Raw genomic sequence first — 15,082 nt, 5'->3', positions numbered from 1 at the left:
AGCTTTTTATCCTGTTAAGGGGAGCGCTGCTACTGTGGCGCCCCCCTTTTTTATTTGTGATTCTTCTTCTTTTATTCCTTTCTAAAGTTTTTAGTTAAAATATTAAAAACACTATATTAAAAGAAAAGGTAAAAAAAAGAGGAGGCGATTAGGCCTCCTCTTTTTTAGTTCTTAGCTACCGCAAGCTTCGCAAGCGTCTGGGTTGTCCAAGCTACACGCCATGTCGCTCATGTTTTGTTCAACCTGGTTGTACATCGGCGCCAGAGTTTCGGCGGCTTGTTTTTCAACGGTGAACTTGATGGCATCGGCGGCGGCTTTGGTGCGCAGGTAGTACATACCGGTTTTCAAGCCTTTCTTCCAAGAGTGGAAGTGCATAGAGGTCAGTTTCCCGAAGTTCACGTTAGACACGTGCAGGTTCAGGCTTTGGCTCTGGCAGATGTAGGCGCCACGGTCGGCAGACATGTCAATGATGGTCCGCTGGCTGATTTCCCATACCGTTTTGTACAGGTCTTTGATGTTCTGCGGAATGTTGGAGATGCCCTGCACCGAGCCGTTGGCAGCGATGATGGCATTCTTCATCTGGTCGTTCCACAGACCCAGCGCGATCAGGTCGTTCAGGAGGTGTTTGTTTACTACCATGAACTCCCCGCTCAACACGCGGCGTACGTAGATGTTAGAGGTGTAAGGCTCAAACCCTTCGTTGTTGCCCAGGATCTGCGAGGTAGAAGCGGTTGGCATTGGCGCTACCAACAGAGAGTTGCGTACGCCGTGCTCTACCACTTCCTGACGAAGCGCTTCCCAGTCCCAACGGCCGCTTTCCGGCGTCACGCCCCACATATCAAACTGGAAGATACCCCGGCTGATAGGCGAGCCTTCAAACGTCTCGTACGGACCGTGTTTCTTGGCCAGATCCTTAGAAGCCGTCATGGCCGCGAAGTAAATGGTCTCAAAGATCTCCTTGTTCAGGCGGGCGGCTTCGGCGCTCTCAAACGGCATACGCAGTTGTAGGAACGCATCAGCTAAGCCCTGTACCCCCAACCCGATAGGGCGGTGACGCATGTTTGATTTCTTCGCCTCTGGAACCGGGTAGTAGTTGATGTCAATTACCTTGTTCAGGTTCTTGGTAACGGTATAGGTTACCTCGTAGAGTTTCTGGTGGTCAAAGGTCTTAACCCCTTTCTCTTCTTTGATGTAACGCGGCAGGGCCAGAGACGCTAGGTTACATACGGCAATCTCGTCTTTGTCTGTGTACTCAATGATCTCGGTGCACAGGTTAGAGCTCTTGATGGTACCCAGGTTCTGCTGGTTAGACTTGCCGTTGGCGTGGTCCTTGAACAGCATGTAAGGGGTGCCGGTCTCGGTCTGGGCCTCTAAGATGGCAAACCACAGTTCCTGCGCTTTGATAGTCTTACGGGCTTTGCCTTCTTTCTCGTATTTCTCATATAAACGCTCAAAGTCTTTGCCCCAGGTCTCAGACAAGCCCGGGCACTCGTTAGGGCACATCAGGCTCCAGTCGTCGTTGGCTTCTACGCGCTTCATGAACAAGTCTGGCGTCCAGAGGGCCAGGAACAAGTCGCGGGTCCGCATTTCTTCCTTGCCGTGGTTCTTGCGCAGATCCAGGAACTCGAAGATGTCAGCGTGCCATGGTTCCAGGTAAATCGCGAAAGCGCCTTTCCGCTTTCCACCGCCCTGGTCTACGTAACGGGCCGTGTCGTTGAACACTTTCAGCATCGGCACTAAGCCGTTAGACGTACCGTTGGTGCCTTTGATGTAAGAACCAGTAGCCCGGATGTTATGCGCCGCCAGACCAATACCACCCGCACTCTGCGAGATCAAAGCGCAGTTCTTCAAAGTATCATAGATACCCGGAATGCTGTCTTCTTTCATGGTTAACAGGAAGCACGAAGACAACTGCGGCTTAGGCGTACCAGCGTTGAACAGGGTTGGCGTAGCGTGCGTGAACCACTTCTCAGACATGAGGTTGTAGGTCTCAATGGCTGCGTCAATGTCGTTCTTATGGATACCCACGGCCACGCGCATGAGCATGTGCTGCGGACGCTCCACCACTTTGCCATTTACGCGCAGCAGGTAAGAGCGCTCCAGGGTTTTGTACCCGAAGTAGTCATAGTTGTAGTCGCGGTCATAGATGATGCTGGAGTCCAGCACGGCCGCGTGTTTCTTGATCACGTCAAACACGTCCTTCGCAATCAGAGAAGCATTCTCACCTGTCTTGGGATCCTCGTAGGTGTAGAGCTGCTTCATGGTGTTGAAGAACGACTTCTGCGTCACCTTGTGCAGGCTGGAGATGGCAATGCGCGCCGCCAGAATGGCGTAGTCGGGGTGCTTGGTCGTAAGGGAGGCAGCGGTTTCGGCGGCCAGGTTATCCAGTTCCACGGTGGTCACGCCATCGTAGATCCCGTCAATCACCTTCTTGGCTACCTCAATCGGGCTCACAAACGTCATGTTCAGGCCGTAGCACAGTTTCTCTATGCGGGCCGTGATTTTATCAAATTTGACCGATTCCCTGCGGCCGTCTCTTTTTACAACTAACATACGCTTACACTAATAGGTGACGGATGACGTACCATCCAGATATTTCTCTCCCATGCGCTTTTGCGCCGGAGCATATTTTTGGCTTGATTTTACTTGAGAGCCCCACCTCCAACCGATTGCCGGATGCTTTGAGCCCGTTTTTAGAGAAACAACCCCAAAGCGCTTTAGGGCTGTCTGGGGTGATAGATTAAAAGTCCTCGTCCAGAGAGAACACGTTGGCGTCACGGTCGCTCATCACGCCTGATTTCTGGTACTCGCCCACACGTTTCTCAAAGAAGTTGGTTTTGCCTTGCAGGGAGATCATCTCCATGAAGTCAAATGGATTGGCTGAATTGTAGATTTTGCCGCAACCTAACGCTACCAGCAGGCGGTCGGCCACAAACTCGATGTATTGGTTCATCAGTTTTGCATTCATCCCTATGAGGTCTACGGGCAGCGCATCGGTCACAAATTCCTGCTCAATGCTCACTGCGTCGCGGATGATGGTTTGTACGCGCTCTTCGGGTAACTTGTTCACTAACATAGAGTATAGCAGGCAAGCAAAGTCGCAGTGCAGCCCCTCGTCACGGGAGATCAATTCATTGGAGAAGGTCAACCCTGGCATCAAACCACGTTTCTTCATCCAGAAGATAGAGCAGAAAGAACCAGAGAAGAAAATGCCTTCTACGGCCGCAAACGCAATCAGACGCTCAGTGAAGTTCTCAGAGTTGATCCATTTTAGGGCCCACTCGCCTTTCTTCTTCACGCAGTCAACGGTCTCCAGGGCGTTGAACAACCGATCTTTCTCCTGCGGGTCTTTAATATAAGTATCAATGAGCAGGGAGTAGGTCTCAGAATGGATGTTCTCCATCATGATCTGGAACCCATAGAAGCAACGCGCCTCTGGCATCTGCACCTCTTGCATGAAGTTGATGGCCAGGTTCTCGTTCACAATTCCGTCTGAGGCCGCGAAGAAGGCCAGCACGTGGGAGATGAAGTGGCGCTCGCCATCATTGAGCTTCTCCCAGTCTTTCAAGTCCGGCGAGAGGTCAATCTCCTCGGCGGTCCAAAAGCTAGCCTCCGCTTTCTTGTACATCTGCCAAACGGCATCGTTCTGGATGGGGAAAAGGACAAAGCGATTAGGGTTTTCTTGTAATATGGGCTCCATAGACTAAAACGGTTTGTTGCTCTAAAATAATTAACGAGACGCCGCCGCAACGGCGCTTCTCCCCGGCCAGGGCAGCTTCTGAACCATTGGGTTTAGGAGCAGTTGTACCGGCTTGAGATTTCAAATATAGGGACAAATACGTGGTTTGCCCGATTAGAACAGTTGAATTTATCCATTTCTTATACAGCGGTTATCCACATTGTAATGCACTTCCAACATGTTGCAAATCAGCGTGTTCTAATTTTATAAAAATTAGAAACCTTAAATATAGGCTTTATTATATGGGTTGGTAAGCGGTATCTTAAAGGATAGTAACTGATTTTGGAAGGGAAACGGGCAAGGTCATTATTAGTGGCTAGAAGTACCTTTTAAGCAGGGTTTTCTGGGTTCTAGTCAGGCTGTGAGTCGCTCTAAAACGAAGAGAAAAAGTGCTGATGAATGCAAGGGTTTGTTCTTGCTGCTTTCTGCCCGGTGATGTGGTGTGACTAAGATTTGAGGAAGGAATACCTTAATGATAGAAGCGTGAAAGCTGGAGGGTGCTTGCAGATTGCGTAGTTGCTTAGGCGCTGAGAGCCTTCTTTGTGCAACATTGGGAAGCAAATGTAATGGCTAAAACAGCGGCAATTGAAAAGAGAATTGGGCTGAAAGGCTGGAGAGGCTGTGTGGGAAAACAAACCTGTTGTTTCTCTTGATATTAGCCCAGAAGTTTTTTACTTTCATCTATGCTTCAGGGCCAGGAGTTCGTCCACTTTTACTAGCCAGAAGTACCTCAATCTAGCCGTCTTTTCTGGGTGGCCAACATTTTTCTTGTCTTTATCCACTCGTAACTCATTGAGTATCATTATACATTATGTTTATCCACTAAAGTTATCCACATCTTGGTGCATAACTCACAACCTCCTATAAACCAGCGAAGTATCAGTAAAAATCAGGCTGAAATAATAGGGGCTTGTTTGGATATTAGCTTGACTGTCCGTACTTTTGCGGTTCAATTTTTAAAAATATCGTAAGCTGATGTACGCAATTGTAGAAATCGCTGGTATCCAGACGAAAGTAGAGAGCGGTAAGTTCTTCTACACTAACAAGCTTTCCGGCAATGAAGGTGACGCCGTAGAGTTCGCCAATGTTCTTTTAACTGATGACAACGGAACTTTAACTGTTGGTGCTCCTTTTGTAGACGGAGTAAAGGTAACTGGAACCATCCAGGGCCACGCCAAAGGTGACAAAGTAATCGTCTTCAAGAAGAAAAGAAGAAAAGGCTACAAGAAGAAAAACGGTCACCGCCAACAGTACACCAAAGTGTTGATCAACACCATTGGTTAATTTTTGAGGTAGAGAATAATTATTGTAGAACCTATTCTGGGGTTTTTCCCCGGATTAAAATAGACTAGAAATGGCTCACAAAAAAGGTGTCGGTAGTTCTAACAACGGCCGCGAATCACATTCCAAACGCTTAGGCGTGAAAATCTTTGGTGGTCAAACCATCAACGCTGGTAACATCATCGTGCGTCAGCGCGGTACAGCTCACCACCCAGGTGCAAACGTAGGTATCGGTAAAGACCACACCCTGTTCGCCCTGACCGATGGTATCGTACAATTCAAAAAAGGCGTTAAGAACCGTTCTTTCGTATCAGTTCTTCCAGTAGACGCTCCAGTTGCTACTGCAACTTCAGAAGAAGTAACTGCCTAAGCATACCCCTAGCCTTACGGCTGGTACAGATCACAAAAAAGGCTGCCCACAAGGCAGCCTTTTTCTTTTTCAAGTGTTTTAGAGAAAATATGCTGAAATCTTGTATTTGAAAATATGATGGTAGCCGCTGGGAATTGAGGCTTTCGCCTCACGGCAGTTGCAAACTGCCGGTCATAGTAGGTCCAAGTCACAGACTTGAACCATGTCATAGTATTTAGAAACCTCACAGGTTTTCAAAACCTGTGAGGTCTGGGGCGTTCCTGCTAGCGCATTCCCATTTCCAGCCTTTCGGGTGAGCGCCTTGTCAGGTTCCGGTGCCGCAAGGCATTGCGACCGCCAGGGAGCAAAGTAAGCTGGCGCAGCGCGAGGCCGGAAGGCGGGGCCTCGCGGCCGTGAGCGCACGGAGAGATGCAATGCAACAATCAAGCTTATAAACCCAAGCAAACTGCAGCGCCACGCCAGCAATAGCGGACTACGCAAACACAAATTTTCAAGCAATCAACAAAGGCAAAGGAGTAAAGGCTAATGCGGCGCCTCCGCAAAAGAAACACTCCCTCCCAAAGAAGAAACCACCGGCAATAACGCATACAACACCGGCTTACTCGGACTAGCATCCAACACCAAACTGGTGACTTGCAGATTCAACAGGTACCATCCATCCTCTACCGCATCCGGCACGAAAATCAACTCCGTAATTGTCGCCTGGATGCGCGTATTCTTTGGGTACTGCCAGAAGGCATGATGCGCAAGCAAAGCCCCGCCGTCTTCCTCTCGGTCCACTGAAGGCAAATCCAGCAGAAGATGCTGGATGCCGTGCTGCGCCAGATATTCAGCCAAGGTTGGTTCCAGGTAAGTGGGATTGGTGCCCGAGTATTGCGCAGTGCGTTTGCTCTCCAAATTAGGCAGGGTGCGCAAGACCAAAGCCTCGGGTAAATTACCTTCATCCAACCAGGCTACCACATCTTCCGCCATCACCATAAGGTCTCCATTTTCTAATACCCGCGGCTGAACGGAGACCAGTTGCGCCACAAACAAAAAGCGGTTGAGGCATTTGTCCAACGTGGCGGTTGGGTCTGGCGAGATGTGGCCGAAGCACTCGGTGTGGGTGCCGTTGCCGTGGGGCGTAAGGTGGACGCGCTGGTAATTGGTGGAGCCGCCCTGGGCCACGCTTCCTACAAAGTCTCCCACAATAATGGTGTCTACCTGCACTGGTTCGGCCCAGAAGCAGTTGACGTTCTCCGGACCCGACGCCAGTGGCAGCGAAATATCCAGTGGTTGTTTAGGGTTGTACCCGTAGGTGCGGTCCCGGAAGGTGATGGTGGCAGAAGAAAGCATGGGCGGCGTTTTGGACCTGTTTTCCCTAAAATACGCGGAAAACGGAAAGCGGCCGAAAAGAAATTACTTCAGCGTAAAAGTGCCCAGGGTTTGGGTGGTGCTTTCGCGTTGGTACCAGTCATTGTAGACCAGTTCCAGGGAGTGGATGGGAGAGGTCCCGAATTTGCGGTGGCGGCATTCTCGGAGCTTCTGCAGAAATAAAGCAGGCTGGGCCAGGGGCTTTCTGAACCGCACCACGGTGCTGTGGGCGGTCTGGATGGTGTAGCGCTGGTCAATGGACTCCTGCAGCCCCGAGGCCCGGAAAGCCTCCCGTACGTCGTTCCGTAAACGCTCTAGTTCATCGGTTTTGGGAAAGCCCTGCACCAGCACGCATGAGGGGGAGGCGGTGAGCCCTGCATAAAGGATGTCGAATTTTGAATGGGGCTTCAGTGCCTTTTCCAGCAGGTCAACGTACGCCTCTGGTTGGATGTGGTCTAGTGTGAAATCAGGGTAGCAGGAGATGATGGACAGGACGGTGAGGTGAATGTCTGCAGGCGGGTAGTAGTACTGGTCTGGCTCTACCTGCGCTAAATGCTGCAGCAAATCCTGCATTTCATTTACCACCTCCTGGCTGGGGCGAGCCAGCAAAGTGAGTCCTCGTCTGGTGTCCTCAGGCGAGTCAATCTGGGTGTCCAGGTCAAAATCACCGGCGGCAAATCTGGCCTCGGCACTTTCCCATAGTTGGGTGTAATGGTCCTGTAAGTTCATGAGTTGGGGGGCTCATTCCTTCCTTTTAGCCTTGTTTCGCTAAAATAAGGCTAAAACCGGATAAAGGTGCAGGTCTGCAGCTTTATCCGGTTAATTTGGGTAGTTATCCACCATTTCAGTAATTACAACAGCGGTAAAGGTGTAAGAGCCGGGGAGTTGCGCACCAGACACACATACTGGAAAACCTGGGTAATGCGTGGGTTCTCCCCGGCGAAATCTATGCTCTGGTTAGGGAACAGTACCTTGATGCTGGCCAGTCTTGAAGAAGCGCGGTAAGGCGAATCAGGGGCATCGGTTTTGAACAGGGTGATTGAGTTCTCACGGCTGGCGACCCGCAGGTCTTTGATGCCGTTCACAAACACCATAGGGCCATCGTTATTAGCCATGGTGCTGTTCACGTAGCGCTGGCCTTTGCTCAGGAAGGCGGGCAGAGAGGCCGCGGGCATCATGTTCTCGCTGTCCAGGGTGTACACGCCAATGGAGACTGTCTTGCCTCTGAACGGAGAGTTCTTGCCCTGCAGGTAATAGGCAAACGGCACCCCGCGCTGCAACTCCACCGGTAAGGTATGGAACAGGCCCCACATGCCGTACAGCTTCGCGTGCTCCAGGTGCTGCGCTTTCACCACCGAATTCAGGTTGAGGTACATGACGCTGTCGCGGCGGGTTTTGACATCTACATACGCGATGTTCTGCAAGGTGTGCTGTAAGTCAAACTTTGCAGCGGTTGGTAAGGCAAGAGCCGAGGAATCATTGGTCAAGGATGGCAGCATTTGCGCAGCCTGGGAAGACAAAGCTTCCGTGTCCAGGGTGTCGGCGGATACGACTTGGCGGAGCTTCGTGAGGGCGGAGTCTTGAAGGGTTCTTTGCGGTAATTGGGCCAGGGTTTGTTTCAGAAACAAGTGGGTGGTTTCCAGGTCCTGCAGTTTGTCTACGCCCAGAATCTGGATGCGCTGGGTCTCGGGCAGGGTTCCGTTCAGGGCTCTTATCTTTTTGATCTTGTCATAGAAGTTCTGGTTGCCCCATTGCGCGTTGTTTTTCGCCCAGAACTGAAACACGGTCTGCAGGTGGCGCTCCTCGCCGGTACGCAGGTATTGGTTCAGGAAATAAGCCTGACTGTAGTCTACCTCGGCCATGTAATGGCGCAGGCCCACGCGTTGGTTCAGGTGTTGGAGTAAGGCGAAGTCCAGCGCCTGAGGAGCGGCAGTGCCGTGGGCCTCGCCCAGGAAGAAAATCTGCTTTTGGTAAAAGGCACTGTCAAAGATAGGGAATGCAGGCGCGGCGGCTTGCAGGTTTACTTCCTGTTTGTGCTGCTGCAGGTACGCCTGGTGTGGGGTACTCTCGCCACCCACGGCCAGCAAAGCGTAAATGCCATACGCACTAGAAACCAAAACCAGCAATACCACCGGGGTGAGCAACACAAACAGGGCAATTCTTTTCAGGATCTTTTTCATGACGAAGGAGGTATGAATCGTTTCGTCAAAAGTAGAAGGCCCGGAAATACGCCGCTGGAGGATGGGGCGAAATGCCGCTTATTTGGGGCTGCAGGTGGGTTTTGGGGTGAATGGTGAAGGCGCCTGGGGCGATCAGGCAGCCACAAACGTCTCCCGCACCAGCCCCGAGTACGACCTTGCCACCGGTACCACCTGGTCTGTGCCGGCGAAATGGAGTTTGTACCCCTGGGCGTTGCCTGATACCGTTTGCACCTGCTCCAGATTCACCAAGTAAGACCGATGGCACCGCGAAATGCCTGGCCAGGTAATCTGGCTTTCTAACCGACTCAGGCTGCTGCGGAGTAAGGTTTTGGTCAGTTTTCCGGATTCCAGGTGAAAAACGGTGCAGTAGTTGTCGCTGGCTTCTATGAACAGCAGGTTCAGGGCGGAGACCCGGAAGGTGTCTTTCCCGTTCTCGGCCACCAGTACCAAATCCTCTTCCTGGGTTGAAGGAGCTGCCGGGGCGGGCGTTTCCTTTTTCTCCATCGGTTCAAGGGGGCGGTACTTCTGTAGTAGGTACACGTAGTTGATCATCACCAGGAGCACCGCCGGCACCAAGCCCATCAGGAAGGCCACCATTGACATGTAGAGGATCTGGTTCAGGGTGAAAGGCATCACACCCATGAGTGAGCCGTACACGGTGCATAGAAATCCGCCGGTGCCAAAGTGCAGCAGGTTCCAGATGATTTCCTTGCCCACGCTCCAGTTCGCCTCGGTAAAGAGCCGGGGCAGCATTTTCCGGAAAGCATAGAAGTTCAGGAAAACGGAGACCGCCGCTACCACGCCGTAGCCTGCCAGAATTGGGTTCTTTGACGGATGATGCCAGTTATAAGAGCCAAACGGCTGAAACACGATAAGCGAGAAGGCAATGATAAACCCAAACAGCAGCGAATGGAAGACGGATTTGGAAAGCGTGAGCTCGCTCAGCGGATACGGCTGCCGTAGAAAAGAAAGCATAAGGTTAGCAAACGGTAAAGACCTGTTCTGGAGAAAATGCCGGTACTAAATGTACACAAAATTTCTTTTTCCCCGTGGAACAGTCTCAGCCGCTGTTACTTCACGTCAATGTCGTACTTGGCCAGCAGGCCCAATGCGCCCTGTACCGAGAACTTTGCTTTTTTGATGCGGTTCAACTCGGGGTCCAGGGTGTAGTTGTAGGCCGTCCTGAAATCTGCCTTCTCCAGGTTGCTGCGCTGGAAAACGGTTCTTGCCAGGTCACAGTCCAGGAAGGCGGCTTGGGTTAAATCCGTATCCGTAAAGTTAGCTTCCTTGATGCTGCAGTTCTCAAAGACGGTCTTTTTGAGGCTCTTTTTGGCAAAGTAGGTATAATCCAGGGAACAGCCTTTGAACCGTACGGCAAACAGAAAATCGTGGCACACGCTGAAATCTACGCCCACCAGTTTGCAGTTGGTGAAGGTGACATCGTGCAGCTTGGAGTGGCTTAACTGCACATTGCTCAGGTTGCAGTTCTCAAAGACGCAATCTGTGAAGCTGTTGTTGGAGAGGTTGGTGCCGGTGAAATCGCAGTTGGTAAAGGTGCATTCCTCAAACTCGCGGCCCGCCACGCCTTTGCCGGTGTAGTTAAGCTGGTCAAAGGTCTTGTTCTGGTGCAGGGTCTCTTGCATGGGAGTAGTTTCTGGAAATGGCTTTTCCGCCTGTTTTTGGGAAAACAGCCTTAAATCAGCAGCTAGTTAAGCTCTTTGTAGAGCTGGTTCAAATCCAAAGGACGGTCATACTCTTTTACTGTCTTGGCCATTTGAGTAAGTAACTCAAGAGATTTCTCAAAATCCTTTTCACTCCTGACTGGTATGTTCAAGCTCAAAGTCTGGTTGAAGCAAATGCCCGAGATGTAGATTTGCTTTCTTATATTATCATTCTTAGGCATGGAGAACGTCCAAACCACGAATGGTTTTCCTCCAAACAAACCCTGATACACCTCTAAGTCTCTATGATTGATGTTTAAGTCTTTCTTGAAGTATTCCATCTCGTAAGCAACGTAGGCCTGGAGGATTTCAAACTGCCTTTTATCTGTGAGACTATCCTTATAGAGTCCGGCTGGAACAGGGACAAGGCCAGCCTGAACAATCATTCCGTTTACGTATACAATTCCTGGTGTATCAGAAGGCCTGACGCTATCGGCGTCCATCGTGATGGTGAAAGCGTGTTCTTGCCCGTTGTAGGTGAGCAAGGCGCCGGTTTTGCTGGGCAGCAGATTGGCTTTGAATTTCTCAGTTGCCCCACGGCTTTGCCCGTAGCTTACCAGGGAAAGTAAGGTGAAGAGCAGGGTTATTCCGGTTGTTTTCATAAGAGCCCGCATTACCAGTTCAGCTTCTCCTGCATGAACTTGATGAGCTGGTTGGCCATGGCCTGTTGCTCTTCTACTCGCGGGTGGCCGGGAGTGTCTTTGTAAGGCGCAAACAGGGTGTAGATTTTCTGATCTTGTAAGCCGGCCACGGCTTTCTCCACGTAGCCCGGCCACGGAGAGCCAGCCCGCGTGATGTCCATGTTGCCCAGCATGGCGATGATGTGGGCGTTGGGGTATTTGCTCCGGATGCTTTTCACGAAATTCTGGTAAGCCGTAACCAGGAACTCTTCGGTGGGTTTGCTGCTCCCGAACCGGCGCTTGAACTGGGCATTCTCCGGTAGGTTTACAATCCAGGAATCGTTCTGAAAGAGGTTGATGATAACGACATCGGGCTGGATCTGCGAGAAGTTCCACTTGCTGCCGGGGTCAGACGGATTCAGGCGGTCGTAGATATCGGGCATGATGTTGGGTTCCCAGCTCACCGTAATCCCGATGCCGCTTTTGCAGATACAGGTGTGATCGGCGTCAAAGAACCGCGCGGTAATGCCGGCGTAGCTCACGTAATGGTTCGTGTTCATGCCTTCGGGGTTGTCCTTACCCGAGAAATCTTCCACGGCGTATCCGGCGGTAATGGAGTTGCCGTAGAACTCAATCCTGCGGGTCTTAGGCGCCGCAGCCGGCAGTACTTTGCCGCCTTCGCCCAGCTCAAAACCATAGAAAGTGGTGGTGCCTTTGTCCCACTCGGTGCGTTTGAACAGTTCTACCGTGTGCTTGCCTTTCGGTAGCCCGGTGGCCAGCGTGAAGAACCTGGCGGCGGTATCTGGCTTGATCACCGTAATGCTGTCACCATCCAGGATAACGTTGTAGTAGCTTCTGCCAGTGTTGTCTTTCAGGCGCGCTTTCACGGAAGTACCCTCAAAATTCAGCTTCACCGAGGTGCCCGACCAGTACAGTTCCGTTGCCTCCGGCGATGGTTTCCCCACCCGGCCCATGTAGGCCACCTGTTCGTTTTTAGGTGCAACCGTGATACTTTTCTGCGTGGCGCAGCCTGACCAAACCAGAATAGAAAGAAAAGCCGAGAAGCGAAGAAGGGCACTGGACCGCATGGAGCCAAAAGGTTTGAAGGGTGGAAATTGGTATGGGTAAAGATGCTGAGAACCGTGTTTGTTTCAAAGCGCATCTTTGAAGAAAACCTGCTTTCCACCCTTCAGCCTTTTGGGTAAATCAATCCCTAGGAACGTCCTTGATCTCAGTAGACGCTACCTGAAAATCAAAGGTGCGGCATTTGTGGGTTGCCCCAGCAGCGGGGCAAACATAGCATGACTGGCCAGGTTGGCGGTGGTTCCAACGGAAGAGCCAGTAACCGCGGCATCAATTTTTATCTCCTGCGCCGCAGGCAAATCCTCCACCGGTTGAGTAGATGTCACCTCTGGGGAGGAGAAGTCGGTTAGACGGGTGAAGTACAGCACGCCGGCCAGGAACAAGACCAAAAAACCGGCGAAAACAACACCGAAGAAAGAATGCCGGCCCTGCCCACCCGGAGCAGGCGCATAGCGATTGTGATTGGTTAGCGTTTCCATAGTCAGAAAAGTTAGTTTCTATTAAGATGCGTTTGGGGCCTGTTTTTCATAATTCAAGCCTGAAACGAACACTTCTCTTGCAATGAAATTCCTACAAACTTTTTACGACCTGCAATCCTGGGATGTTGCCTGGGCTTTTTACTCCACGCCTTTCCACCACTGCGTCTGAGGCAGTTCGGCTTGCAAACTCCAGCGCTGGCCAATCAGCGGCGTCACCAGCTGGATGTTGTGCTGCTGCGAGGCCTTTGACAGGCGCTCAATAGGTTCTTTCCAGTGGTGCAGGGCCAGGGAGAAAGCGCCCCAGTGGGTAGACATAAGGGTTTTGCCTTTCAGGTCCAGGTGGGCCTGTGCGGTCTGCTCCGGCATCATATGGATGAAGCGCCAGGCCTCGTTATACTGGCCGCATTCCAGCATGGTGAGGTCAAAGGGGCCGTACTTCTCGCCAATCTGTTTGAAGTGCGTGTCATAGCCAGAGTCTCCCCCGAAGAAGATGGACTGGTCACCGCTTTTGAGCACCCAGGAGCACCACAGCGTCTGGTCACGGTCCTTGAGGCCGCGGCCCGAGAAGTGGCGGGCGGGCGTGGAAGCCAGGAAGAGACCCTGGTACTGGGCGGTTTCCCACCAGTCCAACTCCGTGATTTTGCTGGCTTCCACACCCCAGCGTACCAGGTGCGCGGCCACGCCCAGCGGCACGAAGAAGTGTTTGGTCTTGGCTTTCAGTTTCAGGATGGAGCCATGGTCCAGGTGGTCATAATGGTCATGCGAGAGCAGCACCACATCCAGCGGCGGCAAATCTTCTATGGCGATGGGCAGTTTATCGCTGAACCGCTTGCTCCCGATAAACGACACCGGTGAGGCCCGTTTCCCCAGCATCGGATCAGCGAAGATGCGCAAACCGTTCACCTCCAGCAGCACCGCCGAGTGCCCGAACCAGGTCACCTTCACGCCCTCGGCCGGAGGACTCGTAAAATCCCCAGGCTTCAGAGAAACCATAGGTAATTCATCGGAAGGTGTGGCGCCTTCGGTACCGCCAATGAACTTGGCGAAGATCTTTACCTTGTCCAGGAACGGCGACTCATCCATCATGGGCGTGGGCGAAAGGTTCTGGAACTTGCCATCGCGGTAATTCTTTGACTTCTCAATGCGCTCCCGGCTCTGCCCGTGGGCCGAGGCCCCGAACTGCGGCGCAAACGCCAGAAACATAGTGCCCCCTATGGCCAGGGTAGCGATAAGGGAGAGCAGGATATACATAAACTTCTTCATTGGCTGGTAAGCAACTAAGGCAGATACCTTTACGGGGCCAAAAGGTTGTGACAGCACTGTTTCCCCCAGGAAAGCACCCGCCATAAAAATATCCTCTGTTTTAAGGTATCTTTTGCGAAGATAGCCCTAAAACAGAGGATAATAGAAGCATGCCAGGTAAGTGGCTGGATTAACTTTAGTTTAGTTTCAGGCCTCTCAAGGCTTTAGACATAGAAAAGAAAGACTTGGGTGCTTTCCTCATTTCTGCGGTGGCAGGATCATCATCGTCATCATCTATGGTGATGGGAGTAACTACGCCAGAGTATTGGGCCAGTAACCCTTTGTTGTTCTCAAGGGTGACATCGCACTCTATGTTGTAATTCCCCGCTGTGCCAGACAGTTTAATGGTGCCGGCCTTGATCATAAACGTTTCCGTGTTTTCGTCCATTTCCTCATCGCCGTTTAGGTCAATCAGGAGGGCAGAATCAAAAAAGAAGTTTTTGTCTTTGTATTTCGTTTCTGCATCTGCCTGTTCAACATCTGCGAACTCAAATGTGCCTGAGCCAAAAGAAGCAGCGCCCTTGGAAAACATATACAGCTGCAGAATAATTTTTGGGGCTGCGGTGCCGGTGGCCACGTAGTCAGAAAGCAGGAAGGCCTGACCGTAGTGGGTCTCGGTGGTGGAGAAGCCGGCCGCACCCAGGTCAACGGATAACACGGTGGCCAGGTCGTACTTTACATCATTGTACTCCAGTTGGTTTTCAAGGGGCGGGATCACTTCCTCGTCATCGTCTTTGGAGCAGGAGGTGACCAGAAAACTACAGAAAAGCAGGATCAGCAGCCTGAAAGTTTGGGTAGAATTTTTCATGAAGGGATGTTTTAGTGAAGGAATAGGAACAATTTAAGGATTTATTCCTCTTAGGCAAGCATTAGCAGTACGTAATTTCAAGGCGAATGGCCAAAATCTGCTGCCTTGTGCCTGGTGATCCCGTA

The 15,082-nt window shown here is 51.6% G+C and carries 14 protein-coding genes; 2 read left to right on the top strand and 12 right to left on the bottom strand.

The genetic code is table 11. The features are described 5' to 3' along the window. Positions 1-171: 171 nt before the first annotated feature. Positions 172-2,553, bottom strand: a complete 2,382-nt coding sequence (locus tag J3P34_RS15925; protein ID WP_210489644.1) for a ribonucleoside-diphosphate reductase subunit alpha — start codon at positions 2,551-2,553, stop codon at positions 172-174. Positions 2,554-2,740: 187 nt separating this feature from the next. Beyond that, positions 2,741-3,700 (bottom strand): ribonucleoside-diphosphate reductase small subunit, encoded by a 960-nt coding sequence (locus J3P34_RS15920; RefSeq protein ID WP_210489643.1) that lies wholly within the window; start codon positions 3,698-3,700, stop codon positions 2,741-2,743. Between the two features lie 1,014 nt (positions 3,701-4,714). Here J3P34_RS15920 and rplU point away from each other — a divergent pair. Together rplU and rpmA are read left to right on the top strand one after the other, a co-directional pair. Continuing rightward, positions 4,715-5,023, top strand: a complete 309-nt coding sequence (gene rplU / locus J3P34_RS15915; protein ID WP_210462237.1) for a 50S ribosomal protein L21 — start codon at positions 4,715-4,717, stop codon at positions 5,021-5,023. Between the two features lie 70 nt (positions 5,024-5,093). Next, positions 5,094-5,390, top strand: coding sequence for a 50S ribosomal protein L27 (rpmA, locus tag J3P34_RS15910; RefSeq protein WP_210462235.1), 297 nt, complete (start codon positions 5,094-5,096; stop codon positions 5,388-5,390). Positions 5,391-5,912: 522 nt separating this feature from the next. Here the strand turns inward: rpmA and J3P34_RS15905 are convergent. The 10 genes from J3P34_RS15905 to J3P34_RS15860 all read right to left on the bottom strand — a co-directional run bounded on the left by J3P34_RS15905 (position 5,913) and on the right by J3P34_RS15860 (position 14,957). Continuing rightward, the gene (locus J3P34_RS15905; RefSeq protein WP_210489642.1) at positions 5,913-6,725 is read right to left on the bottom strand and encodes a cyclase family protein; all 813 of its coding nucleotides are present in this window, start codon (positions 6,723-6,725) and stop codon (positions 5,913-5,915) included. Between the two features lie 63 nt (positions 6,726-6,788). Next, entirely contained in the window at positions 6,789-7,472 is a 684-nt protein-coding gene (locus J3P34_RS15900; RefSeq protein WP_210489641.1) for a 2'-5' RNA ligase family protein, read from the bottom strand. A gap of 122 nt (positions 7,473-7,594) precedes the next feature. Next, complete coding sequence (locus J3P34_RS15895; RefSeq protein ID WP_210489640.1) at positions 7,595-8,923, bottom strand: TraB/GumN family protein; 1,329 nt, start codon at positions 8,921-8,923, stop codon at positions 7,595-7,597. A gap of 132 nt (positions 8,924-9,055) precedes the next feature. Beyond that, entirely contained in the window at positions 9,056-9,919 is an 864-nt protein-coding gene (locus J3P34_RS15890) for a LytR/AlgR family response regulator transcription factor (RefSeq protein WP_210489639.1), read from the bottom strand. Positions 9,920-10,014: 95 nt separating this feature from the next. Next, positions 10,015-10,587, bottom strand: coding sequence for a pentapeptide repeat-containing protein (locus tag J3P34_RS15885; RefSeq protein WP_210462225.1), 573 nt, complete (start codon positions 10,585-10,587; stop codon positions 10,015-10,017). A 62-nt stretch (positions 10,588-10,649) separates the two neighbouring features. Continuing rightward, the gene (locus tag J3P34_RS15880) at positions 10,650-11,267 is read right to left on the bottom strand and encodes a hypothetical protein (protein WP_210462223.1); all 618 of its coding nucleotides are present in this window, start codon (positions 11,265-11,267) and stop codon (positions 10,650-10,652) included. An 11-nt stretch (positions 11,268-11,278) separates the two neighbouring features. After that, complete coding sequence (locus J3P34_RS15875) at positions 11,279-12,373, bottom strand: SGNH/GDSL hydrolase family protein (protein WP_210489638.1); 1,095 nt, start codon at positions 12,371-12,373, stop codon at positions 11,279-11,281. A 153-nt stretch (positions 12,374-12,526) separates the two neighbouring features. Next, the gene (locus J3P34_RS15870) at positions 12,527-12,847 is read right to left on the bottom strand and encodes a hypothetical protein (RefSeq protein WP_210489637.1); all 321 of its coding nucleotides are present in this window, start codon (positions 12,845-12,847) and stop codon (positions 12,527-12,529) included. Between the two features lie 138 nt (positions 12,848-12,985). Continuing rightward, complete coding sequence (locus J3P34_RS15865; RefSeq protein ID WP_210489636.1) at positions 12,986-14,110, bottom strand: MBL fold metallo-hydrolase; 1,125 nt, start codon at positions 14,108-14,110, stop codon at positions 12,986-12,988. 175 nt (positions 14,111-14,285) lie between these two features. Then, positions 14,286-14,957 (bottom strand): hypothetical protein, encoded by a 672-nt coding sequence (locus tag J3P34_RS15860; RefSeq protein ID WP_210489635.1) that lies wholly within the window; start codon positions 14,955-14,957, stop codon positions 14,286-14,288. Positions 14,958-15,082: the final 125 nt, after the last annotated feature.

Source organism: Rufibacter aurantiacus, from assembly GCF_017916345.1.
GTDB lineage: Bacteria > Bacteroidota > Bacteroidia > Cytophagales > Hymenobacteraceae > Nibribacter > Nibribacter roseolus.
Note: the sequence above shows the minus strand (reverse complement) of the source record. Positions and strands in the feature narration are given on the sequence as shown.